Annotated in this window: 7 protein-coding genes; 5 read left to right on the forward strand and 2 right to left on the reverse strand. The window is 68.4% G+C overall.

The window, feature by feature from the left end; translation table 11 throughout:
- Nucleotides 1-71: 71 nt before the first annotated feature.
- Nucleotides 72-4037: a type VII secretion protein EccC gene (locus tag A3CU_RS0121060; RefSeq protein ID WP_027943982.1), complete on the reverse strand. Its 3966-nt coding sequence runs from the start codon at nt 4035-4037 to the stop codon at nt 72-74.
- Nucleotides 4038-4169: 132 nt separating this feature from the next.
- Between A3CU_RS0121060 and A3CU_RS0121065 the strand changes: the two genes are divergently transcribed.
- Entirely contained in the window at nt 4170-4520 is a 351-nt protein-coding gene (locus tag A3CU_RS0121065; RefSeq protein ID WP_027943983.1) for a WXG100 family type VII secretion target, read from the forward strand.
- A gap of 29 nt (nt 4521-4549) precedes the next feature.
- The gene (locus A3CU_RS0121070) at nt 4550-4849 is read left to right on the forward strand and encodes a hypothetical protein (protein ID WP_027943984.1); all 300 of its coding nucleotides are present in this window, start codon (nt 4550-4552) and stop codon (nt 4847-4849) included.
- Between the two features lie 58 nt (nt 4850-4907).
- Here the strand turns inward: A3CU_RS0121070 and mycP are convergent, their stop codons facing one another.
- Nucleotides 4908-6194 carry a type VII secretion-associated serine protease mycosin gene (mycP, locus tag A3CU_RS0121075; RefSeq protein WP_027943985.1) on the reverse strand — a complete coding sequence of 429 codons (1287 nt, stop codon included), beginning with the start codon at nt 6192-6194 and terminating at the stop codon, nt 4908-4910.
- Nucleotides 6195-6306: 112 nt separating this feature from the next.
- Here mycP and A3CU_RS0121080 point away from each other — a divergent pair, with 112 nt between their 5' ends.
- From A3CU_RS0121080 to A3CU_RS0121090, 3 genes are read left to right on the forward strand one after another with little or no spacing between them, the layout of a single operon-like run.
- A complete protein-coding gene (locus A3CU_RS0121080) occupies nt 6307-6660 on the forward strand; it encodes a YbaB/EbfC family nucleoid-associated protein (protein WP_027943986.1) in 354 nt (117 codons plus the stop codon).
- Nucleotides 6660-7013, forward strand: a complete 354-nt coding sequence (locus A3CU_RS0121085; protein WP_027943987.1) for a hypothetical protein — start codon at nt 6660-6662, stop codon at nt 7011-7013. Before A3CU_RS0121080 ends, A3CU_RS0121085 begins: the two co-directional genes overlap by 1 nt.
- Nucleotides 7014-7022: 9 nt before the next feature.
- A complete protein-coding gene (locus A3CU_RS0121090; RefSeq protein WP_027943988.1) occupies nt 7023-24530 on the forward strand; it encodes a WXG100-like domain-containing protein in 17508 nt (5835 codons plus the stop codon).
- Nucleotides 24531-24550: the final 20 nt, after the last annotated feature.

Consider the following 24550-nt stretch of genomic DNA (forward strand, 5'->3'; position numbering starts at 1 on the left):
CCTGACTCGTTGTCCTGACCACTCAAACACGCCACGGGCCCACGCGACGGGCGACGACAGGAACCGGCCATCTACTGGCGCGGCGGCAGCCACGCGAGCTGCACCAGGCTCTTGGTGCCACGCCGGTCGACCAGCCAGCCGCGGCCGGGCGGCAGCACCTGCGCGCGCATTCCGCCGAGCAGCGGGCCCTCGTCCCGGTCGCCGGACATCATCAAGCCGCTCGCGCCGACCTCACGCAACCGGTTGAGCACCGGTTCGAACAGCCCCTTGCCCGCGCCGCCGGATCGCCGGGCGAGCACCACTCGCAGGCCGATGTCGGAGGCTTGCGCGGCGAGCGGGAACAGCGGCATGAGCGGGTGGTCCTTGTGCGTGGCGACCATGTCGTAGTCGTCGACGAGCACGAAGATTTCCGGCCCCTGCCACCAGCTCCGGGCACGCAGCTGCTCCGGCGTCACGTCCGGGCCCGGCAGACGTTTGGAGATCGCGGCGACGACCTCGTTCATCAACTCGATGCTGTGCGCGTCGTTGCTACCGGTGCCGAGCAGGTACTCGTCGGGGATCTCGCCGAGCAGCGACCGCCGGTGGTCGATGAGCACGATCCGCGCCTGTTCCGGCGTGTATGTCTCGCAGATCCGGCGTGCCAGCACGCGCAGGAACGACGTCTTGCCGCTTTCGGTGTCGGCCAGCGCGAAGAAATGCGGATCCGTGGCGAAGTTGAGCCGCACGGGCGACAGGTCGTGCTCGTGGATACCGATGGACAGCCCCGCGTTCGGCCCGGAAAGCGTGTCGGTGGCGGGAAGTTCGTGATACGGGAACAAACCGGGCAGCAGCCGCACCGAGGGCACGTGGTCGCCTGGCCAGGCCGCGGCGATCTTCTCGACCATGCCGTCGATTCCGGTGGCCAGGTTGTCCGCGTCCTGCCCGCCGTCGATACGCGGCAACGCGATCAGCATCTGGTGCTTGCTCATCGCCAGCCCGCGCCCTGGCTTCTCGGCGGGCACGCCCATGGCGGCGCGCCGGTCGATGAGCGAGTCGATCGGATCGCTGATCTTCAGCTCGAGCCGGCTGGCGAACAGGTCCCGGACGTTCATCCGCAGGTCGAACGAGCGGGAACAGCTCGCGACCACGTGCACGCCGTAGGCGAGTCCGCGCGCGGCGATGTCGCCGACCTGGTCCTCCTGCACCTCGAAGTCGTTGCGCAGGGTCAGCCAGCCGTCGACGACGAGGAACACGTCACCGTGTGGATCGTCGGCGAAGTTGCCCGCCGCCTTCAGTTTCCGGTAGGTGGCCATGCTGTCGATCTTGTGCTCGGCGAACCGCCGCTCGCGTTGTTCCAGCACCGTCGCCACCTCGGCGACCGTGCGGCGGACCGCGCCGGTGTCGAGCCGCCCGGCCACCCCGGCGACGTGCGGCAGGCCGACCATCGGGGCCAGCGAGCCGCCGCCGAAATCGAGACAGTAGAACTGTACTTCGCGCGGGGTGTGCGTAAGCGCGAGGCTTGAGATGAGCGTGCGCAGTGCGGTGCTCTTGCCGGTGCGCGGCCCGCCGACCACCACGACGTGCCCGGCCGCGCCGGAGAGGTCGAGCGTCAGCGGATCGCGTCGCTGCTCGAACGGGCGGTCCACGATTCCGAGCACCGGGCGCAGCGAGCCGGCCAGTTCGGTCGAGTTGGCGGTCAGCCCGCGCTCGCGATGGTGGACCAGTTCGGGCAGCAGCTGGTCCAGGGTCGGCGATTCGTCCAGCGGCGGCAACCAAACCTGGTGCGCCGGGGTGCCGCGGCCGACCAGACGGTCGACCATGATGTCCAGCAGCGTGTCGCCCATCGCGGAGTCGGGCTCCTGCTCGGCTTCCGTATCGTCGACGTCGAACGCGGGGGCGACATAGGCGGTGGTGTATTCGTTCAGTACCAAGTGTTCCTGCGCGGCGACGGCCGCTCCAGCTTGAGTGGTCCGCTGGTGCACGCCGGATACGTAGGCGGAGCGGAACCGCACCATGGGATCGGTGCCGACCTTGAGGAAGCCGTTGCCCGGCGCCCTGGGCAGTTTGAACGCGTCCGGCACGCCGAGCACCGCGCGGCTTTCCATCTCGGAGAACGTCCGCAGGCCGATCCGGTAGGACAGGTGGCCTTCCAGCCCACGCAGCCTGCCCTCGTCCAGCCGCTGCGAAGCGAGTAGCAGGTGCACCCCGAGCGAGCGGCCCAACCGTCCGATTTGGACGAACATGTCGATGAAGTCCGGCTTGGCTGACAGCAGTTCGGAGAATTCGTCGCAGATGACCAGCAGGGTCGGCACCTCGGGAAGCGGCGCGCCCGCCTGGCGGGCCTTCTCGTAGTCGCGCAGGGACGAGAAGTTTCCGGCCGCGCGAAGGAGTTCCTGCCGCCGGATCAGCTCGCCGTTGATCGCGTCGGTCATCCGGTCGACCAGGTGCAGTTCCTCGGCCAGGTTCGTGATCACCGCGCTGGTGTGCGGCAGCTTGTCCAGCCTGGTGAAGGTCGCGCCGCCCTTGAAGTCGATCAGCGCGAAGTTCAGCGAGCTCGGTGGGTGCGTGACCGCGAGCGCCAGCACGAGGGTCCGCAGCAGCTCCGACTTGCCCGAACCGGTCGCGCCGATCAGCAAACCGTGTGGCCCCATGCCATCCTGGGCGGATTCCTTGAGATCCAGGTCGATGGGCGTGCCGTCCTCTCCGATGCCGAACCGGATCCGCAGCCGGTCGCGGTTGGGCCGCGGCACCCACGTGTCGTCCGGGTCGAGGTCGTAGGGATCGTCCAGCTCCAGCAAATCCGCGAGCCCCAGCTCCGAGCTCATCGGCGCGTCGCCGCGGATCCCGGCGGTCAGCCGCAACGGTGCCAGCTGCCGGGCCAGCCCCTCCGCGGCGAGGAGATCGAGGAAGTCCGCCCGGCCGAGCGGTGCGTCACCGTCGGCGCCCAGGTTGGTCAGCGTGCCGTCCTCGTCGACCGCGAGCACGACGGCGGACCGGTCCGGGGTGCGCGGTGGCGTGGTGGTCAGATCGACGACCGTGACGCCCTCGACCCCGCCGCCGGTCATCAGGTGATCGGACCCGGCGACGACTCCGCCGTCCAGAACGACCACCAGGTGGGGGCCGGGAACGCGGACCTGGTCATCGGGATCGAACCGCGGCCGCGAACCGAGTTCCTCCTCCAGCATCGACTCCAGCGCGGAGATCGTCGGCGCGACCAGGCGCAGCGGGCCGAGCGCGTCGGCGCGTTCCGGGTGCTGGGCGTGCGGGAGCCACTTGACCCATTCCCAGTCGATACGGCGATGCTCGCTCGTGCAGACGGCGATACGCAGGTCGTCGGGCGACTGGAGGGTGGCCAACTGGGCCAGCACCGCGCGCAGCATGCCCAGCGTCGCCTCGCGGTCTCCGGTCAGGTGGATCCGGCTGAACCCGTTGACGGCGATGGCCAACGGAAGCCGGTTGACGGTGCTGTGCGTGACGAGAAACCGGCGCAAAGCCAAGGCGGACAGCGGTTCGAGTTCTTCCAGCGGCAGCGTGTCCGGTGCGACCAGGGTCAGCGCCGGGTTCTGCGGGCCACGGCCGATGCGCGCGACGGCGAAGTCCTTGTCCTCCTTGCGGCGCTCCCACAGCCGGTAGCTCGCCACGAGCGACCACAGCGCCTCGGGCTCCGGGTGCAGGTAGTCCATGGTCGCACGCTGGCGGCGCACCGCGCGGCGCAACCGGACCCGGTGCTGCGAAAGGTGCCGCAGGTACTTTCGCCTGGCGTGACCCATTTCGCGCTTGCTCGGGCCGCCGCTCTGCAGGAAACCGGTGATGAGCATGCCAAGCATGCCGACGCCCATCAGGCCGTAGATCACGAACCGGATGGACCCGGCCATGCTGCCCGAATACAGCAACAGCATCGACGCCATCATGGCCAGCATCGGCAGCACGGTGAACACCTGCGCCCACTGCCGGCCCGGCGGGGCCGGAATCGCGGGCGGCGGCTGCAGCATCAGCTCGCCCGCGGGCATTTCCGGCGCCGGTTTACGCGCCGGTCGCTTCACCAGGACAGTCGCCATGGTCGTCATAGTGCGGGTTCGGGGGCTCCCTGTGGCCGCCTTGGCAGGAACGTGCCGTACGGCCTTTCCGGAGGTTCTCCGGCTCTAGCGTCGGCAGGGTAATACCTCGCGCACAACGGAATGGAGGGCTCTATGTCGGGCTACGACTTCATGCACGGCGATGTCGACGCGATGCGCCGCACCGCCGACAACTGGCGTCAGTCCCACGAAGAGGTCGCGGGCCGCAACACCCGCCTCAACGGCGGCAACACCGGTCTGGAGGCGGTGTGGAAAGGTCAGGGCGGCCGGACCTTCCAGAACATCGAGCCGGAACGGTTCGGCCAGAACAAGCGGCTGACCACCACCGGTGACGGCCTCGCCGACACCATGGTGACCTCGTCGAACAAGTATTTCGACACCGATTCCGACAACGGCCGCGTCCTCAGCGCCTCGGGTGGTTTCCACGTCGACAGCGCGGCGATCTCCAACGCCATCTCGGCCTGACAAAAGTTTCACCAGAGAAAGGAAAAGGCATGTCCGACGGTCAGATCCTGATGCATTTCGACTCCGTGCAGGGCCAGATCGAGGCCATGGGCACGAATGTCGGTCTCGACACCGGGGCGTTCACCGACGTCTACCAGCACGCGAAGGACGCGCATGCGTCGTTCTTCACCGGCGCCGATGGCGAGTCGATGGAGGCGCGCCTCGGCCAGCACAACAAAACCGCGGCCGAGTACAACGACCAGGTCACCGCGCTTCGCGGGGCCACCGTTGACGCGCTGGACCGCTCGCGGGACTGCGTGCAGAGCTGCGCGGCGATGTGGCACGCGTAGGTCGCCGAACCACCCGGCGCGCCCCGCACTCCTGCGGGGCGCGCTCTTGTTTGTCCCGTCAGGACTTCTTGATGAGGAAAACCTGTTCTGGCGGCTCGTTCACGGCCGGTTCGGCTGCCGGGGAGGCGGCCAGCCCCGGTTCCCAGCCACGCCGCCGGCCACGGCGCATGACGACGACGGTCAGCGCGGCCAGCACGATCGCGCCGAGCACAGCCAGGGTCAGCCAGCCCGCCTTGTTTTCGACGTCGTCCAGCCAGTTCGCGCGATCGAGCGCGGCTTGGTCCACTGGTGCGGGTTGGTAATTTGGGACATTGGCCGCTGGGCTGAGGTCCATTCCGTCCGTGACCGCGCGGTACGGGTTCACCAAGCCCGCACCGTAGGAGTCGCTGCCCTGGCCGCCGCGGGCCGGGCTCGCGGTCGCCTTGATCCGCTGGATCACTTCGGCCGCGGACAGTTGCGGCCAGGCAGCCCGTACCAGTGCGGCCGTGCCCGCGACGAAGGGCGTGGCGAAGCTGGTGCCCTCCACGTAGGCGTGACCGTCCACCCTGGTCGCGGCCAGCACCTTGTCTCCTGGCGCGACAATGCCTACGTAGGACCCGATCTGGGAATTGGCGGCCCGCGCGCCGTCGATGTCGATCTCGCCGACGCCAAGCACGCCGGGATAATCGGCTGGGTACGAGGGCAGCTCGGTTGAGGTGTCCTGCTGCGCGTTGCCCGCCGCGGCTACCACGACGACGTCCCTGGCCACGGCGTAGGCGACGGCGTCTCGGATGGCGGGGAAGTCGGCGGTGCCGGCCAGGGACAGGTTGAGCACACGCGCACCCTGGTCGACCGCGTAGCGAATGGCGTCACCGATCGTCTGGGGGCTGATCCGCAGGGTCTGCCCCTGCTCGCCGAGATCCCGCTCGGTGACCCGCACGGGCAAGATCCGCGCGTCCGGGGCCATGCCATGGAAACCTGTGCCGGGCAAGGAATCGCCCGCGATGATGCTCGCCACCGCGGTGCCGTGAGAGTCGCAGTCGAAGTTGCCCGGCAGGTTCTGGCCGGCCACGAAGTCCCTGCCGGTGAGCACCTTGCCCGGCCTGCGTAGCTGCGGGTGGTCGGCGTCCACCCCGGAGTCGACGACGCCGACGACCACCCCGCCGCCGCGGCTGTACGGCCAGGCGGCATCGGGATCGAGCATTTGCTGCGCCCACGGCTGAGCCGTGATCTGGGCGTGCGCGGGCTCGGCGTCGCGGCAGGCGCCCGCCGGGGGTGCCGCGTGCGCGACCCCACTGGTCGCGGCGAACAGGAGCAGGGCCACGGCGGCGATCGAGACCAGACGGTGTCGTTTCACCCTCGCCATGCTGCGGCAGGTTTCGCGGGGGTTCCCGGCGATGGCAGCTACCGGTCATCGCCGCTGTCCGGGCCGGTCTGGGCCGCAGACTGGCTGGGCGAGAAGGGAGAGCCCCGTGGACATGTACGACGAATACCGGCGGCTGGCCGAGGATGTCCGGAGCGCGCAGGCCCAGATGGCAGAGGTGCGGGCCGAGGCTTCGTCCGACGATGACCTGATCACGGCGGTCGTCGGTGGTTCCGGGGAACTCGTGTCACTCCGACTGGACCCGCGTATTTACCGGAGTCCCGATTCGGATCAGCTCGCGGCCGATATCACCGCGGTGGTGCACGAGGCGGCGGAGGGCGCCCGGCAGGAGACTTTCGAGATTCTGGCGGGATTTCTGCCGCCCGAAGCCCAGGCGGAGACGGCTGATTTCCGGGCCGGGCCGCTGCTGCACGAGCTCGACCGGCAGGTCGCGGGGAGGGGTCGCTGATGGCACCGCCGGACGAAAGCGGAATCGTCAACAACGCCGACGGGCTTATCGACATGTATCCCGATGCGGCCGAACGGATTTTTCAGGCACTGGGCCAGATTCACCAGACTTTCACCGAGGGGTTGCCGAGTATTCGCCAGGTTCTCGAGCAGGAAATGACCCTGGGCAACGGGAAGGCGGGGGAAAGTTTTCTCAACTCCTATAAGCCGAGCGCGACCGATACTTTTCGTTATGTCCAGCAAAGGCTGCGGATGCTCAGCCAGGACGCGCAGGACGGTCACGTGCAGGTGACCAGGTACCGGGCGGTGGACGCGCAGAACGCCGCCGCCCTGCGACGTTCGCAGCAGGACTAGGACCGCGGCATGTCCGACCCGGGCGATATTCCGGAGCCGGGTGACGAGCTTTTCATCCGGACCAAGAGGATCTGGGGCATCGACGCGGTCTGGCCGCGAGACAGCGAAGGTGATGCCAAGAAGCTGGGCGACACCTGGGATTTGCTCGGCAACGCGCTGAAAAAGGTCGTCGACGACGCCATGGCCCAGCTCAACGAGCTTCGCCAAGCGTGGCAGGACCTGGGTGGGCTCGCCGCCCACGAGTCCATTCGCAACCTCCTGGTCGGAACCGACGGCAACGGCGGAGTTCAGGCGCTGGCCGACCAATGCCACAAGCTGGCCGAGTTTTGCCGGGACTACGCCAAGAAGATCTCCGACATCAAAGGTGAGATCATCGCCGACCTCGCCATCAACGTCGGCTTGTTCGCCTTGTCTTTCGCTCTGGCGGGGCCCGCGGGCGAAGCCTTCTTCGCGGCCCGGTTCGGCGCCATGCTCGCGGTGAAAATGGCACAGTTCGCCAAATGGGTCGACGAGCTGGGCGCCCTGGGCAGGCTCGCGGTACAGGGCGGTTTGAGCGCGGCTGTCGGTGCCGCTACCGGTGGCCTGGGCAATCTCGCCGGCCAGGAATGGAGCAACCTCCGGGGATACGGCCCCATCGACTGGGATCACGTAGGGAAAGCCGCGGTGAACGGCGCCATAGCGGGCACCATCGCCCACGGCGTTTATCAGGGCGCCGGAAAGTGGATCGGCCAAGGCACAAGCCGGGCGGTCAGCAATATTCCGCGGATATCGGATACGGTAGCGGGGCAGATCGGCAATACCGTGGGCATGGCCGTCACGGGTGCCGTCACCGGTGCGGCGATGAACCACGAGGACCCGGTCGGCGGCGCGATCGCGGGAGCGGGCGCCGGTGGCCTCGGCGCGCTGTCCGTACACGGTGGAGCCACTACCGCGTCGCAGATCACCGGCAAGCCCCCGAACACCTTGTCGGACCTGATCAAAACCCACGGTGGCGACAATCCACCGTCCGGAAGCAACGCCCATCCGACGGGTGGAGACCCTCATGCCGGGTCTGAGCCGGCACGGCCTGCCGGTTCTGGTGAGTCCGCTGGGGCCGGTAGTTCCGCTGGGTCTGCCGAGTCCGCGGGTTCGGCACACGCACAGACCGGCGGGGGGTCACAGCACGGGGGCCAGCAAGGTGGAGCCACCGCTGCTCAGGGCGGCACGCAGTCCGAACACCCGGGAAGTTCGGCCGGCAACGCGGATTCCGGTGCGGCCGGTGCCAATCCCGGCCACGAGGCCGTAACGGCCACCGGCGAGCAAGCAGGCGGCGCCGCCCCAGCCATGGCGCAGCAGGCGGCCCCCCAAGCATCGGGGAACACCGGTGGGACCGCCCACGGTGGAGGTTCTGGCAACTCGACTTCCGCACACACCCCGATGAAGCCGACGGGCGGCGAGCAACCATCCACCGGGGACACTTCAAAGGCAAGCACGCAGTCGCAAGCGCCGAAACCAGGCGCCGTGGAGTCCAAACCGGACTCCGCGGCGAAGACCGGAGAGCAGCCCAAGGCCACAAGCGAAGGCACAAGCCGGCCCGCCACGGCGGAGAAGGCCGGGACCGCTACGCCGGAACCTCGAACTCAAGAGGCGGTCAAGGGCCGGGCACTGGCGGCCGGTGGCAAGCCGGTAGAGGCGAAAGGCGGTCCTGGGCCAGAAGACGTCCCACCGACACCTCCCGCTGGCGACTCCCCCTCCGGCCCACGAGTAGCTCACACACCACACAGTGCCGATGGCGGCCGGACCGATCAGCCGGGCCTCGGCGCGGGTCGCCCCGCGACCGCTGACGGCTCGGCGGGGCCGCCAGAGGCACGACAGCTCTACAGCACCCTCACTCCCCGGCAAACAGCCGTGTTCGACCAGGTATGGCACGAGACGGCCGACAGCGGCTATCCGGCCCATGTTCGGCGGGAGTTCGCGTTTTTGCGCGCGACCGAGGACCTTCCCATCACACGTGGAGCGGAAGGACCCGCGGCGATCCGGCCCGGGCACAGCACCCCGGTCAGGGTGTCCGACTTGCACAACGGTGGTCTGGGCGCCGACGCCTGGGCGAACAGGGCGAAAGCACTTCCGGGCACCGCGGACCTGGAGGCCGCGAGAACCGCCGAGGCCGCGGGTCCGAAGAGTGACTCGGCCAGCGAGACCAAGGAAAACACGCCTGGTTCGGCGAATCACCAGGGCGATTCCGGGCGAGCCGGCGAGCCCCGCGCTCCGCGGACGGGCGAGGCGGGTCAGCGTGGCCTCTCGTTTGTCATCCGCGAGGATGGCAGCGTCCAGCCGCTGGTCAAGGAGCATGGCCGCGACTCGGCGGAAGCCGGGCAAGGTCACGGCGAAGACGGCGCTACTGACGGTCCCGCGAGTGCCGAAACCGATTCGCCGCGGGGCAGGCCCGATGACAACCCGCCGTCCATTGACGATTTCGCGAAAGAGAAGCACCCGGCGGAATACGCCAAACGGCATGGCGGGCCTGATGAGTCCGACGGCGGTACCGGGCCGGGCGGCGGCACTCCTCCACCGCCACCTGGCGGCAGCGGTGGTGCGGCGGCGCAGGGGGCGGCGCGGAGTAGCTCGGTCGCGGTGGCGGAAAGGCCGGCCACCGCGGGTCACGGGGCGGCCGCGGGCTCCCCGAAACCTGACCAGCCGCACCCGTCATCCACGACGATCGTCAACGAGGTGCGGCAAGCCGAGCGCGGTGATGCCGGGGAACTCGCCGAGCCCATGACGATCGATGAACGGGTCGCGCGGCAACAGATAGTGGAGACGGGGGAAACAGGCAAACCAGACTCGGTCTCGATGCCTCCCGAGCAGCGCCCGGAGCCACCCGCGCGTACGCCGGCTCCGCCGGAGGCCGGGTCCGCGTCGCCGCCCGCCGACGGCTCTGCCGCGCCGCACGCGGGCGACACCAGCGACAACCCCGCCTTGGTGAACCGCGACTTCGTACCCGAAGTGTCACCAGCGACACCGGAGGCGGCATCGGCCGTACCCCACACAACACCCGCACCGGAGACGCAGCCCGCCCCACAAGCCGTCCCCAAGGCACCGCTTGAGACAAAACAGACCACAAAAACCGCGGACCAGCCGGTGCCCGAGCTACCCCGGGCCGAACCCGCCCGGATCGAGCGGCTACCCCAGGCCATCACCGGCCAAGCAGGAGAGCACGCCGCGCGGACCGAACCACCTCGCGTCGGCGACCCGGTACGGACGCCGGTCGGGGATCCAGCACCACTCCGGGTCGGCGACCCGACACCGACTCGCGTAGGAGACCCGCCGCCCACCCGAGTCTCAGACCCCGCGCCGGTCCGAGTAGGAGACCCTGCGCCCACCCGGATCGGCGAGCCAACCCGCACAGGCCATCCGGCACCGACGCGAGTCGGCCCTCCGAGCGCGATCTCCGCCGTGACCGCGATTCCCCAACTGCCGGGCGACTTTCCCTGGCCCGACGGCCATCCCCGCCGAGGCCGGCCGTTCACCCCACTGCCGCAAACCAAGCCCGAAGTCCCCCGCCCGCTGACCACGCCCGAGGTCGAGTACCCCCAGCCCACGCACGAAGGGCCGGTAGTCACCCCACTTCGTCACGACTATGCCGCCGACCCACCGACACAGCGACCGGTCCGCGAATGGACCGAAACCGTCCCCATGCGGCAGGACTACCCCGGCCAGGAACCGCCGGCGCCCCCGGTGCCCGCGCCCGACGAGAACCCGCTCTTCGATCTGCCCGACGAAGTCCGCAGACAGCTCGGCGACACCGAGCTCACCGACCTCTGGGCACTCGTCCTGATCACCGGCGTCACCGCCACCCGCATCCTCGAATGGCTCACCGACAAGGTCATCTTCGACCGCGCACGCAGCGTCCGCGACCGCACGTTCATCACCTCGCACGCGAGCCTCGCCGAGAAACTCCGCTTCCTCACCAACGAACTCGAAGAAGACCGCCCCGCCATCAGCGACCGCCTGGCCGAGCTCAACGGCCGCCAGGCGCCACGAGCCCGAAAGAGCGGCGGGAGCCTCGGACCCAACGGCGCCAGCGGAATTCAGCCACGTTACGGACGCCGCACCGAATGGCAATTCGCGAACAACCTCGTCATCAAGCTGCTCAACCTCGCCGACGACATCGATACCCTGCGGGCCCTGGAAAACTTCTTTCGTTCACCCGTGCAGTTCCCGCTGTCCGACGAAATGCGCCGCCGAGTCGCGGCCCTGCTGCCGTCGCTGCCGAAGCAAGTCAGGGACGCGTATCGCCGGCACCTGCCGTCCTCGGAAATGGTCTCGCTGCTGCACGACCTGGCAATGCAAAAGAACGACGAATACCTGTCAATGGCATACCCGGAAACAGGTTTCCTCGCCGCGCTCGGCCGGGCCGGCACCGAGGACCGGAACAAGCTCGGCTTTCCTCAGGCAACGAACTTCCGGGACCGGACTCGGCTCCCCCAACGCAAAACCGTCGACGGGGTCGCCGAGTTCACCTTCGAACTTCCCGGCGGCCGGACCAAAACCGGCGTGATCATCCCCATACACCGCCCCGACGAGGCAGGCCGGAACGAAGCACTGCGCCTCGCCCAGCAATATCTCGCGAAGGTCAAAGGCGAAAAACCCTACGTGGTCTTCAGCCGCGAATGGCAAGGGCCGGACGAGCCGGACCTGACCGGGCTCGCCAGCCAGTTGACCGGTGCCGCGGCCGTGTTGTACAGCAACCGTTCCCCGCACCGCCCGGCCACCACGCCCCGGATCTCGCTGCTCCACATGAGCGACGAGCTCCGCGAAGAAGTGAACGTCCTGACCACAGCCGGCCGGCTCGAGGACGTCGCGGGACTGCTGGCGACAGCCAGTCACTTGGCGACACCAGACCGACCGTCCACACAGGTCATAAACACACTCACACACCTACTCGACAGCCCCGACCAGGAAGTAGCCGCGACCGCAGCGGTAACCTTGCTGGCACTGGATGACACCGCACTGCAAAACCTGTGGCTCCCCGGACGCTTCGATGCTCCCCAACGAACCGGAAACCTCCTGGAATTCCCGGTTTCCAGCGCCGCCTCCAACAGCCCCGAATACCGAATCGTCGTCACACAACTGAACAACCGAGACCCCCAGGAACTACTCGACGAAATCCAGCACTACCAGAACTCGATCCCCCCAACCGACACGAACCGACGACTCCTCATCCTCACCAACAAAGGTGAAACCGAAAACCCCGAACGGCTGACGGAACTGTCCTGGCAACTACTAGCCACAGGATTCGACGCAGTACCAGTACTACACACCAATGGGCAGCCAACCTTCGACATCCTTGCCGCAAAAGAAAACCTGCTGACCAAACTAACCACGAACGCCATCGGCCCGCTCCAACCACGGTCCACACAAGGACTCGCGAACTGGACACTCAACAAGGCACTAGCCGTATACCAGGAACACCAGCACGACGGCGCGTCCGATTCGAATGGCCGACCCTCCGGCGGCGGTCACGCGGTGTGGGAACACGAGGTATTCGCCGAGGGGGCGAACTGGCATCGCGGTGACGACGGTTGGTACACCTCAGCGGACGGGGGATCGTTCGAGCACAAGCCGGCCGCGGACGGGCAGCCGGGCCGGGCGGAGCTGCCGCCTGGCACGAAAGGCATGTTCGACGGGTCGGGGAACCTCAAGCACGTGGTGCTGCCGGACGGCATCAGCCATGAGCGCGGGTTCGACGGGCAGTGGTCGCCGCCGCGGAGGGAGCCGGGCGAGGTCGTCGTCCAGAAGATCAGCCACGACGAGTCGGTCATCGTGCGGACCGATGACGGCGAGAAGTCCGTCACCTTCGGCACCGGTAACGAGAAGGTGTTCGACAAGGGCACGAACTCGGTGACGGCGTACCGGATGACCAAGGACGCGGCCGGCAACCGCCTGCCGCAGCCGGAAATCTTCGTGCCGAACTCCGAGGGTATTTGGTCCAAACACGCGCTAGTGGACACGGCCGGCTTCGAGGCGTACATGGCGGCCGCGAACAAGGCACACGACACGGCACGGACGCTCAACGACATCGCGGCCCGTTCCGGTGAACGGGTTCCCGTCGAGAACAAGCTGACCAACATCGACAACAAGCAGCTGGAGGAACTGCTCAAGAACAGCAACCCCGACGACACGAGGGCGGCCACCTTCGAGTTGTTGCGCCGCGAGAAGGGCGTCTCGCTGCGGTGGACACAGATGGACGCTGCACTGGCGTTCGACCACCACAAGATGGTCGATATGGCCGCGGGAGAGGGGAAGTCCTGGCTGTTCTTCTTCAATGCGGTTACCAGGGCGGTCGAGGAGAACATCGACGCGGTGTACATGATGACCACGCGGGACAACCTGGCCGACCGCGAATTGCCCACGTACCTGGATCTGCTGACCGAATTCGGCTTCGACATTCACCGGATGAACTCCGACGACATGCCACCGCCGCCGAGCGACGGACGGCCGACGATCTACCTTGGCACTCCGCAGGACCTGGCCTTCGGTGTGTTGAAGCACGGTCTGCTCCAGGGACAGACCGGGCCCGATGCCCAGCTCAAGATCCACGTCCTGATGGACGAGGCCGACGAGGCGTTCATCCACTCGAACGGGCTGTACCTCCTCTCCCGGGGGGACATGGACCAGCCGGCGCCCCAGGACGTGCTCGACAAGGTCACCTTCGCCGGTAACACCCTGCGCGGCTACCTGAAGACCGGGGATCTGTCCGAGGCGGACTTCGGCCGCGCCCCGGGCCAGCGGGGTGGGGGCGCGGCATTGACCGATGCGGGCCGTAACAAGCTGGAAGGACTGCTGAACCACGAGCTGACCGGCGAACAGGTGCACCGGTTGAACATGGCCGCGTACGCACGGTGGGTGTATGAGTTGGGAACCCACTACGAGGCGCACCACGGCAAGATCTACATCATCGACGAGGTCACCGGGCAGGTGCTGGCCGACCTGCAGAAGTCGTCGGTGTCCCGGTGGAACAACGGGTTGGCCCAGGCGATCGAGGAGCACCTGGGGCTGACCATCCGCCCGGACAACGACGGCAGCCTGAGCACCACGCTGCACCAGGTGTTGTCCAATCCGTCGATCGTGTCGGTTGTCGGCGCTTCGGGAACCGCGAAGGGCCACAACTTCGGCGCCTTCGGCTACCTTCCCGACCAGGTGCACGACGTCCACCGCTATCAGGAACACCGACTGGTCGTGCATCCGGACGTGATCAACCCCGACGACGCGTCGAAGCTGCGCGAGATCGTCCAGCACATCAAGGAAACGTGGGCGGACGGGACCGGCCGGCCGCAGCTGATCGTGGCCCAGAACAACGTCGACATCCAGAAGCTCTCGAAAATGCTGAACGAGCTGGGCGTGGAACACAATGCGGTCGACGCCAAATGGATGCTGGAACACCAGGAAAGAGGTAACGCGGACGAAGCATACGAGCAGATCCTCAAGAATGCTGGCAAGTTCGGCGCGGTGACACTGACCAACAACGTCGGCGGCCGGGGAACGGACATCAAGATCGCCGTGGCGGAGGATGCGGCCGGTGGCCTACACGTGATCGGCGACAGCCACTCGAAGTGGCTGGACGCCGACCGGCAGTTGATGAACCGCGGGGGCCGCGACGGAGGCACGGGCGACGTCGTCTTCTTCGGTTCACCCGACGACGCCGTGTACGCCGTCGATCCCGACCCGAGCGTGCAGAAGGTCGTCGTCCAATACGTCAACGCGGCCAAGGCCCACGACACTCACCACACCGACGCCACCGAGCACGCGCTGCACCAGGCCGAGCAGAACATGCGCGACATCGTCCCGCACATCCAGGACGCCGCCTCCGAGGCACTGCGGAATCGGCTGGAGCACATGAACCAGCCGAACGCGCCACCGGCGGACACCACCAGCAAGCACACGCCCGACCACCCGGCCACGGACAACAACCGACCGCCCGATCCACCCCCCAGCGCCGGCCGGCTCGAGGAGGTCGCGGGACTGCTGGCGACAGCCAGTCACTTGGCGACACCAGATCAACCGTCCACACAGGTCATAAACACACTCACACACCTACTCGACAGCCCCGACCAGGAAGTAGCCGCGACCGCGGCGGTAGCCTTGCTGGCACTGGATGACACCGCACTGCAAAACCTGTGGCTCCCCGGACGCTTCGATGCTCCCCAACGAACCGGAAACCTCCTGGAATTCCCGGTTCACAGCGCCGCCTCCAACAGCCCCGAATACCGAATCGTCGTCACACAACTGAACAACCGCGACCCCCAGGAACTACTCGACGAAATCCAGCACTACCACAACTCGATCCCCCCAACCGACACAAACCGACGACTCCTCATCCTCACCAACAAAGGCGACTCCGGAACCCGCGAGCGGCTGACGGAACTATCCTGGCAACTACTGGCCACAGGCTTCGACGCGATACCAGTACTACACACCGATGAGCAGCCGACCTTCGAAATCCTTGCCGCAAAAGAAAACCTGCTGACCAAACTAACCGCGAACGCCATCGGCCCGCTCGAAACACGGTCCACACAAGGACTCGCGAACTGGACACTCAACAAGGCACTAGCGATCGGCGACCTGCTCGGCACCGTCGCCCCGGGCGAGCTGGCGGATCTGGTGCGGGACGTGGCGGCGCGACTGTCGCCCGGCACGATCGGCCGGACGATCAGCGACATCACCGCCGGGATGACCGATGCCACCTGGCAGGTGCTGGGCGAGCGGTTGGCCGCCGAGGCCGCCGTGCACCGGATGTGGGGCGGGAACCCCTTGGCGCGGCGGGAAATATCCGCTTTGCTGGCGCGGTTACATCCGGCCGAAGCGGCGGCAGCTCTGTGGCGGATCGCCGACCTGCTGGGGAAATCGACCACCGAGCCGAGCGCTGGGCCGACCACCCCGCCGGGCGAGGGCGGGGTGACCCCGGCCGAGCTGCGCCTGCTCAGCCCCGATCCCGGCAAGGGAATCCTGCTGGAAGCGGCCGACGCCAAGCGAATCCTTGACGAACTGGCAGCGCGCGGCATCGACGTCAGCCAGGTTGAGCAGGACCTCCGGGACAGCCTGCACGACGTCGGCCGGGTACTGGACGGCGACGTCACGGTCGACCGGGCGGCACTGGAGGGACACGAGCGCAACGTCGGCCGGCTCCTCGCCGCGGTCGACGCGGCGCTGGCCCTCGCCGATCTGCATCCCGGGCTGCTGGCCGACCTGGGCCTGCCCGGCCTGAAGATCACCGGCCTGCGGCTGTCCGGCGCGGCTGGGCTCGAGATACTCGGACAGCAGGCGGAGGGCGCCGAGGCCCGGATCGCGCTCGACACCGGGCAACTGTCGCAGACGGTCGTGGATTCATTACTGGACAACGGTTTCCACACCGTCCTGGTGCACCACGGTGCCCAGGTCTTCACCGTCGAGGGGCAGACGCAGGCGGAGCCGTCCGGCCCCTCGACCGGAACACCGCAACAGCCGAGGGAGAACCCCGAGCCCGGCCGGGGCTGGCGGGCCGCGCTGGCCCGGCTGTTCACCTTCGACATCATTCCCGGCCGGTACCTGCTGCGCGGCGTGGACCTGGCCAGGCAACTGACCGACGTGGCCACCGCGACGCTGCCCCAGCAGCAGGCGTTGCAAGACATGCTGGGCACCTACGCACGGGCGGTCGGGCGGATCGGGAACCGTGACCTCTACGTGAAGGCGCTGCTGGCTCGGTGGACCGAGCTGACCGGGCGGGACCAGTACGACGCCGAGGTCATCGAGGTGCTGGCGGCGGCCTACGGTATGTCGTCGCAAGCGGTGCGGGCGATCGCGGCCGACCCGTCGGTGCGCGGGCGGCTACCGGATGCGCGCATGCTGGAACAGCAGGACTTCACCGAGCTGGTGCGGTCGGCAGCGACTCACTACCGGCAGTTGCTCGGCACGGCAGAGGGGGCCATCGCGATGCTGGAGCCGGCCGATCGGCAATGGCGGCAGGCCCGCGACGAAGCACTGTCCACAATGGAGAAGATCGCCGCTGAGGCGGTGCGGAACGGGTTGCCGGAGAAGATCAGGGAAAAGGTGCTCGCCTGGCCGGAGGCCAAACTCAGGTCGGTGCGCACCCGGCCCGAGCTGCCCCGGCGCGACGAGCCCGCGGAACCGGAAAGGCCGCGCAATCCCGGCGTTCTCGCCAGGTTCGGGATCCGCGGTGAACTGCTGGCCGCGGCGCGGGCCGCGGAACCGGCACCGGCGTGGCGCGCGGCCGAACGCGAATACCAGGAGGCACTGTACGAGCTGCGCCGGGCGCGCGGGGCGGCCGAGGAACTCACCGGCTGGGCACCGCACCTGCTCAACGTCGCCGAACAGCAGGAGGTCGCCGAGGCGCTGAACCTGCCTGCCGAATACGTTGCCGCGCAACGACTGCTGTCCGCCGAAGCGCACGAAGGCCCGGCCGTGGCGGGCACCACTGGGGTGCGCCAGGAGGTCGTCGAGCGGCAGAACCGGCTCGAACAGGCGACTGAGGCGCTGCGGGCCGCCGAAACCGCGCGGGAGCAGGCGCGCCGGGAGTACCGTGAGGCGCTAACCGGCGTGATGCGCAAGGCAAGCCTGGCCGGACTGTCCAACCTGGCCATCGCCGGTCTCACCGGACTGGACTTCGACGAGGTCAGCGCGATCACCGGCAAGCCGGAGATCCTGCCGGAAAGCAGACGGCCACTGGTCGATCTGAACCAGACGCTGGTGGCGAACCTGACCGCGCTGACCGACCGCGCCCTCGGCCGCCCGGCGTTCCCCGCGGACATACAGAGCGAACTGGCCGCGCTCGACCCGAACAGTCCGGACTACGCCCAGCAGCTCAGGGAACTCGGGGTGCCCGAGCGGGTCGCGCGGCGGCTGGGCAAGCCGAAACGCTTCCCGTTCTTCCACGACATCCACATGCACCCCGAGGGCTACGACGCCGGGCGCTACATCGACTACCGGGATCTGGTGAAATGGCTGGTCACCAAGGGCCTGCCGAACATCGTGGTCGCCTCGCCCATCCCGCAGCGCGGTCGCGGCCTGGTCGCCGGTTCCAGCGGTGCCTTCTACTACGCGCTCACCAGTGCCGTGCGCATGTCCACCGTGTTCGGCAAGAAAATGCTCGACATGCACGGCCAGTTCTCCGACGTACGGTTCTTCGACGCAAGGGAGTCGATGACCGAGGAGGAGAAGTCGCACTGGTTCCCCGGTATCTCCGGGTCCAGATTGGACATTCCAGGGGTCGGCGCCTACCTGATGTCGAAGCTGATCCTGCACGGCGACGTGGCCAGGTATCTCGCCGAGACCACCATCACCAAGGAACTCGTCCAGCCGATGCTGAAACGGCAGGCGAGCGAGGTGTTCAACCCGGTCTGGGTGGACTTCGCCGGAAAGCTGATCGCCGCCGCCGAACTGGTCAAGGCAGACCTCGCGGCCGGACGGCTCAGCCGGGAGTCGTTCGACACCCAGGCCAGGCAGGATCCGGCGCTGAACCGCCTGTTCCCGGCCGACGGCAGCTTCAGCGACCTCGCCGGAATGGAGTTCTATGACGTCCTCACCCGCAACGCGTCCCGGATTCACGCCCTGCTCGCGGCCGCGGGCCGGTACCAGGAAATGCGCGGTCTGCCGGAAACCGCGCCCGAGATGTACAACCCGAACGTCGTCGAGCTGCTGACCGCCATCGCCATCACCGGTCAGGTACTGATCCTGCACAACGACATGGGCCTGGCCCGGCTGGCGGACAACGGGTTGCAGAAGCCAGGCCCGCCGGACGAGCGCAACCTCGCGCCGATGGCGCACCTGCTGCAGCAGGAACGGTTCGCCGGGGCGAGGGTGGTCTGGGCACACCTCGGGGTCGGGCACTGGACGAACCTCACCGTCGGGCACCTGGAATGGCTGCAATGGTTGCTGGACACCACGAACATCAGGATGGACCTGTCCTGGAACGTGCTCGCCCAGCACGTCCAGAACGCCGAGAACGCGGCGGTCAAAGAGGAGTTCATCCGGTTCGTCATCCGCAACCAGGACCGGCTGGTGTTCGGTACCGACTCGGTCAACCCGCAGCCGGGCGGGCACTATCTGCGCCACCCCAACGAGATGGCTCCGCTGCTCGACGAGATCGAGGCCCGGCCGGGCGGGAAACAGGCCGTCGCGAAGCTGATGCACGGCAACTTCGCCGCGCTGCACGCCGAGGCGGGCGAGGCGACGGCGAGGTTCGCGTTCAACGAGATCTCCTCCGGTGCCTGGGACGGGTTTCTCGAGTCGTTCGGCTCGGAGCGCCAACAGCGGGTGCGGGACTGGACGAACGACCGGCTCGCCGAGGGCTGGGTGCCCGACCCGGATTACCAGCCGTACGGCCCCACCTTCGGGCTTGAGGAGGCCAAGCTCACCGGCGACCAGCCGTGGCTGGCCAACCCGCAGCTGAAGTCGATGAAGATGTGGTACGACGCCGCCGACCAGCGGGTCGCGGCGAATCACAACCCACGGCGCCTCTACGCCACCGCGGCCCGGCTCGCCGCCGCGGAGCTCGCCGACGACTTCCGGGTCTTCCGCGAGGAACTGGCCAGGCTGTGGCATGAACGCGGCGGGGTCCGGCCGTCGGCGAACACCGACGCGCTGGCCCGCGGCGGGCATACCGTGGACGCGTTGCTCGCCGGCGACCGGATGCGGGCCGCTCTCGAAGCGGGCGAGGCCGCCCGGGCCAGGCTCAACATGGACCCCGATCGGCTCGCCACCCTGCCGTTCTCGGAAGCCGAGCGGGCGGGCAAACTCGGCGAGCTCATCGACCTGGTCGAGCAGACCGAGCGCGAGCAGGTCGAGACCCGGGAAAACATCGCCAAGTTCCGCACGGAATGGCTCAACCGGAACGCGTCGGCCTGGGCCAAGCTCGGTGCCGGCGCCGCGGTCGCGATCGGTGCGGGTGCGGTGTTCGGCGTGCCCGCCGCGCTCGCGGCCGGAGCGTTCGGCATCGCGGGCAGTTCGGCGTTCGCGCTGCGGGGTGTGCTGAACAGCGCAAAGGTCGCGTACTCGCAGTACAACCGGGCACGCACGGAAGGACTGGTGGAGCGCGGCAGGCTGGACTACCAGTCCGCCGTGTCGATCAGCCGGTTGATCAACGAGTACCTGGCGGCCGACGTCAATCCGCTCGGCCGGTTCGAGAAGATCCTGGCGGAGGTGGAGAGCAAGACGGCGGAGGAAACCGTCCAGTTCCTCACCGGTCTGCAGGCCATCATCTACGCCCCGCTGGCTGAGGGGGAGACGCAGTTCCAGCGGGCGCAGGACATCAGCGAGGAGGTGTCCCGCTACCTGAACATGGTCGGCAGGTCGTTCGGCGCCGACCCCGGCGCGATCAGCATGCTGCACCCGCACTCGGGCCTGCTCGGCAGGCTGGTGGCGGGCGGGATCGCCCTTAGCTGGCTGGTGAACCTGGCCGCGCACAGCGATCAGGCGATGCACCTGCCCGGATTCGGCGCGTGGGTCGGGGGTGCCTACGCCGTGGCGGACGGCCTGTTCCTGATCGCCGCGCTGCCGAACTTCGTCAGCGGACTGTCCGGTTTGGACAACACGCTGCGTCCGCTGTACCGGTGGATCCAGAACGCGGTCGCGTTCCCGGTTCTGACCGTCGCCAACGGCATGCTGGTGGTGCAGGACCTCGTCGAGGGCAGGTGGCTCGAGGCGGGTGTGATGGCCGCGCTCACCGGCGCCACCGCCTACATCTCGAAGCTGGGCTTCGACATCGAGCTCAAGCTGGGCAGGCAGGGCGCACGGAAGGGCCCGCTGGCCGCGTTCACCGCCGCGTCCGCGCTGGGCGGGCTCGGGGTGATGGGGCTTTCGTCGATGCCGCTGCTGGACGCCGCGGGTGCGGCGATCGGCTTCTCCGGCGCACTGCTGTGGGCGGGCAACGGAGTCTGGCAGCGGGTGCGGAACTCCCGGGCACTGGATCCCGCGAAGGAGATCATGCACGCGCTGGCCGACCGCCTGCCGGGCGCACACCTGGCCGTCGACCTGAGCGCCCCGAAGCTCATCGAGGCACCGAACCCCGATGATCCCACCGATCCCGACAACCCTGACGATCCCGGCGATCCCGGTGGCTCGCCGACCGCGCCGGTCCCGCCGAAGCCGCCGCGCCCGGCCGGTCCGTCCAGCCGGCCCGATCCCGGGCCGGCCCCGTCGCACCCGGGCCCGCCCAAGACCGGCTTCCCAGCGTCGCACCAGGGTCCCGCCGCGCCGCGCAGCATCGACGACCTGATCAACCCCAAGCCGTCCACACCGGACGGTCAGAAACCGGCGGACGCGACGGTGAGCACCGGCCAGCAGGTGCGGTACGCGCCCGCCGGAATGGCGATCGGGAACGACCCGGACACCGGCGACGCGCACCTGCGCATCACCAACGGAAACGCTCCGGATCCGCGGCAGCCCTACCTGGTTACCTTGCACAGCAGCATATCCGGGCATCCGGTGCCCGGCCTCGCGCCCAGCCCCGAGCAGGCCGGCGAGGAGCAGTACCGGATCAGTCCGGAAGAAGTCGCCGAGGCGATCAGGAACAGCCCCCACTACACCGAAGGCCGTCCGGTTCAGCTGGAGTCGTGTGGCGCGATCTTCTGGGCGCAGCGCCTGGCCGACGCGCTGGGGGCGGAAGTCCTTGCTCCCGCCGGTATCGCCGACGTTCCGCCGGACGGAAAGGTGACCGTGGCCGGGTTCCCGGCCGGCGGCGGCCGGTGGCGTTTCACCGCGGGACGAACGCGGCCGAGCATGGTGCCCGCGCCAGGCGCGTCCGGCGGGCTTTTCGCCGCCGAACCCGCCGGCGGGGACGTCATCAGCATGGGTGGCGGGCGATGGCGGCAGTATCGCGACATCTCGGCGCTGACCCGGGGGATGATCCCGCCCAGCGTCGAACCGACGTGGCATCGGCACGCCCGGGGGATCGTCACCGCGGCGAGTGGCATCGTGAGCGGGAACGTCCCGGAGCCACCGCCCGGTCTGGCGCGCTGGGTGACGCTGGTCGAGACGGCGTACGGCATGTTGTACAACGCGCGGCAGTTGCGGGCCGAGGGTACCTACGATCCCGAGTTGCTGCGGTGGGCGCAGGAACACCCGGAGGCCATGAAGTACTTCCGGATGCCCGAACTCTCGCCACTGGCGCGAACCAGCGAGGTCAACGCCCTGCCCGCGATCCACGCGGGTGTGGTGACGGCGGCCGAGCAGCGGTGGTACATCGCCAACCAGCACCCGTTGCTGCCCAAGGTCAACCCGAACTTCCATCGCCCGGACGCCTATGCGGCAGGTTGGCAGACCAACGGCCCGCAGGCCGTCGTCGGCTATTTCCACGGCACGCTCGGCAACGAGATGCGGGTCGAACCGGTCCCGCCCGAGGAAGCCTGGCGGGTGGACGGAAAGGCGTACGTCGCCGAGCAACTCCACGGGACCTGGGAAGCCCACGACAGCTACGACAGTGTCATCGACGACATCTACGGCGAGTGGTGGGCGCCGAAGAGCCCCTCTCCGCTGCCGCCGATGGCCGCATTGCACCTGACCTACCTCAGCCCCAAAACCGGAGAGGTCGTGGAGAAATGGGGCCAGGTGTGGTGGACCGAGGGCGGGGTCGTGTTCCTGTCTCCGGTGCCGGGGACCTTGATGCTGCTACCGGAAAACCCGCTCTCCATATCCCTGCTGCCGATCACCTACCGGGAGGCGGGGAGGATCAACCTGCCGGAACGGGCCACCGGCCCGGTCGCGCCGCCGGTGGTGCCCGATGTGCCCGCCCGTCCCGCCGATCCCGGCCAGGTCGCGTGGGCGCTGGGTGAACTGGACGCCGGGCGGCTGGCCGGGCTGGCGTTGCCCGGGCTGGTCATCGACGGCGTCGACACCGACCGGCCGACCGTCCTGCACGGTACGCTGGCCGACGGGACCGCGGTCCTGATCGACGTGGTGAAGGCCGGCTCAACCGGCGTTCCCGCCTTCGACATCTTTCTCGGCCGGATCATCAGGGACCGGGCGACGGCCCCGCCCGGCACCAAACTCGTGTACCTGTTCGCCGAGGCGCCGGGCACCCAACTGGCCGAGGCACTGGTCGGGATCGGCGCGGACCTGGTGCTGGCCCGGGCGGGCGCCACGGACTTCGCGGTGGTCGCGGCCCGGGATTCCGGCCCGGCACCCGACTTGTTCAGCCGCCGGACCACCCGAAGCAACCAGGACATCGTCGAAAGCGGCGACGGCCTGCCGCGCACCCGCGAAACCGTGGCCCGCACGGCCGAAGCCGCCGGGATCGACCTGACCGGCGTCGGGGTTCATCTGGTCGAAACGAGAAGCGAGATCGAGTACCTCGACGAGGTGGCCGCCTGCGCCGTCACCCCGCCGGAGCTGGCCGGCCGGCAGATCCGGCTCGGCCCGGCCAGCTTCGCCGACGTCGAGACCCTGGTGGCCGTGCTCGCCCACGAGCTGACCCACGTGCGGCAGCTCCGCTCCGGAATCATCCCGACCGAGCAGACCCGAGAGCGCCTCGAAGCAGAGGCGGAAGCCAACGAAATCCCGGCCCTGGAAAGGTTCCGCAACCATGACGACAACGATGTTCGAGGTCGAGAAGACGTTCGACCTGCCGGGCCGAGACGGGATCCTGGTGATCGGCCGGCTGCGCAGCGGCACGCTGGCAGGTGGGTCAACCCTCCGGCACCAGGCGACGGGAGCACCGATCCGGGTCCTCGGCCTGGAGTTCACCAGTCCGAACCAGCGGGGAACCGACCGCCGGACCATCCGGATCGACCGGAGGGACGCGAAGCCGGTGACCCCGGGCTCGATGCTGACCGAGGAGCCCCCGGCGCCGTCCTGAACCTGCCGCCCACCGTGTTGCGGCCGCCGATGCGTCAGGCACCGCGGCCGCCTGGTCCGGCCGAAAACCGTGGCCGGAGCAGCACGCCCTGGGAAGGCAACTCGCGTTTCCCCCGCGCGACGCCTTGGCAGAACAACACGCCCAAGCCCGACGTTCCGGCTGGGCCGGACTGGAATGACCCGCTCGGTCACGTCCGGGAGGGCACCAGGGTCGACCGAGCTTATGTCGAGGAAGCGCTGATGCTGGGGTACGGCCGGCGCGCACTGGTGTGGCGCACGGACCGGGATCCGTTGTTCCGGCACGACGACCGTCCGCCGGAGGTGATCTTCAACGCCAAGCAGGGCTTCACCGGGCAGGGCACGAGGATCGGTCTGGCGCAACATCTTTCCGATGTCCGAGGCGGCCTGGTCGCGACGACCCGTGACCTCCAGCACGCCATCACCAGGGCCATGCGAGAACTGGGCGAGGGCAAGTCAGAGGGCACGCCAAAGGTCGTGTCCTACGTATACGAGATCTACGCGCCGGGCGGTGTCGACGTGACGAGAATGGGTCTGGGCGACCCCATCGAGGCGGAGGTGGCCTTCGTGCACAGTGTCGATGTCCGCTATATCAGGAACTGCTTGGTCATCGACGAAAACGGCGTGGTCACCGCCCACATCTGGAACCCCCATTTCTCGGGTGACGAGGGCTGAGAGAGGTCGCAGTGAGGCAG

The organism is Amycolatopsis taiwanensis DSM 45107, assembly GCF_000519205.1.
Classification (GTDB): Bacteria; Actinomycetota; Actinomycetes; order Mycobacteriales; family Pseudonocardiaceae; genus Amycolatopsis_E; species Amycolatopsis_E taiwanensis.

What these genes read in the sequence shown, in the direction of transcription:
- A3CU_RS0121060 (WP_027943982.1), bottom strand. Translation starts at nt 4,037, where the DNA reads ATGGCGACTGTCCTGGTGAAGCGACCGGCGCGTAAACCGGCGCCGGAA.
- A3CU_RS0121065 (WP_027943983.1), top strand. Translation starts at nt 4,170, where the DNA reads ATGTCGGGCTACGACTTCATGCACGGCGATGTCGACGCGATGCGCCGC.
- A3CU_RS0121085 (WP_027943987.1), top strand. Translation starts at nt 6,660, where the DNA reads ATGGCACCGCCGGACGAAAGCGGAATCGTCAACAACGCCGACGGGCTT.
- mycP (WP_027943985.1), bottom strand. Translation starts at nt 6,194, where the DNA reads ATGGCGAGGGTGAAACGACACCGTCTGGTCTCGATCGCCGCCGTGGCC.
- A3CU_RS0121080 (WP_027943986.1), top strand. Translation starts at nt 6,307, where the DNA reads ATGTACGACGAATACCGGCGGCTGGCCGAGGATGTCCGGAGCGCGCAG.
- A3CU_RS0121070 (WP_027943984.1), top strand. Translation starts at nt 4,550, where the DNA reads ATGTCCGACGGTCAGATCCTGATGCATTTCGACTCCGTGCAGGGCCAG.
- A3CU_RS0121090 (WP_027943988.1), top strand. Translation starts at nt 7,023, where the DNA reads ATGTCCGACCCGGGCGATATTCCGGAGCCGGGTGACGAGCTTTTCATC.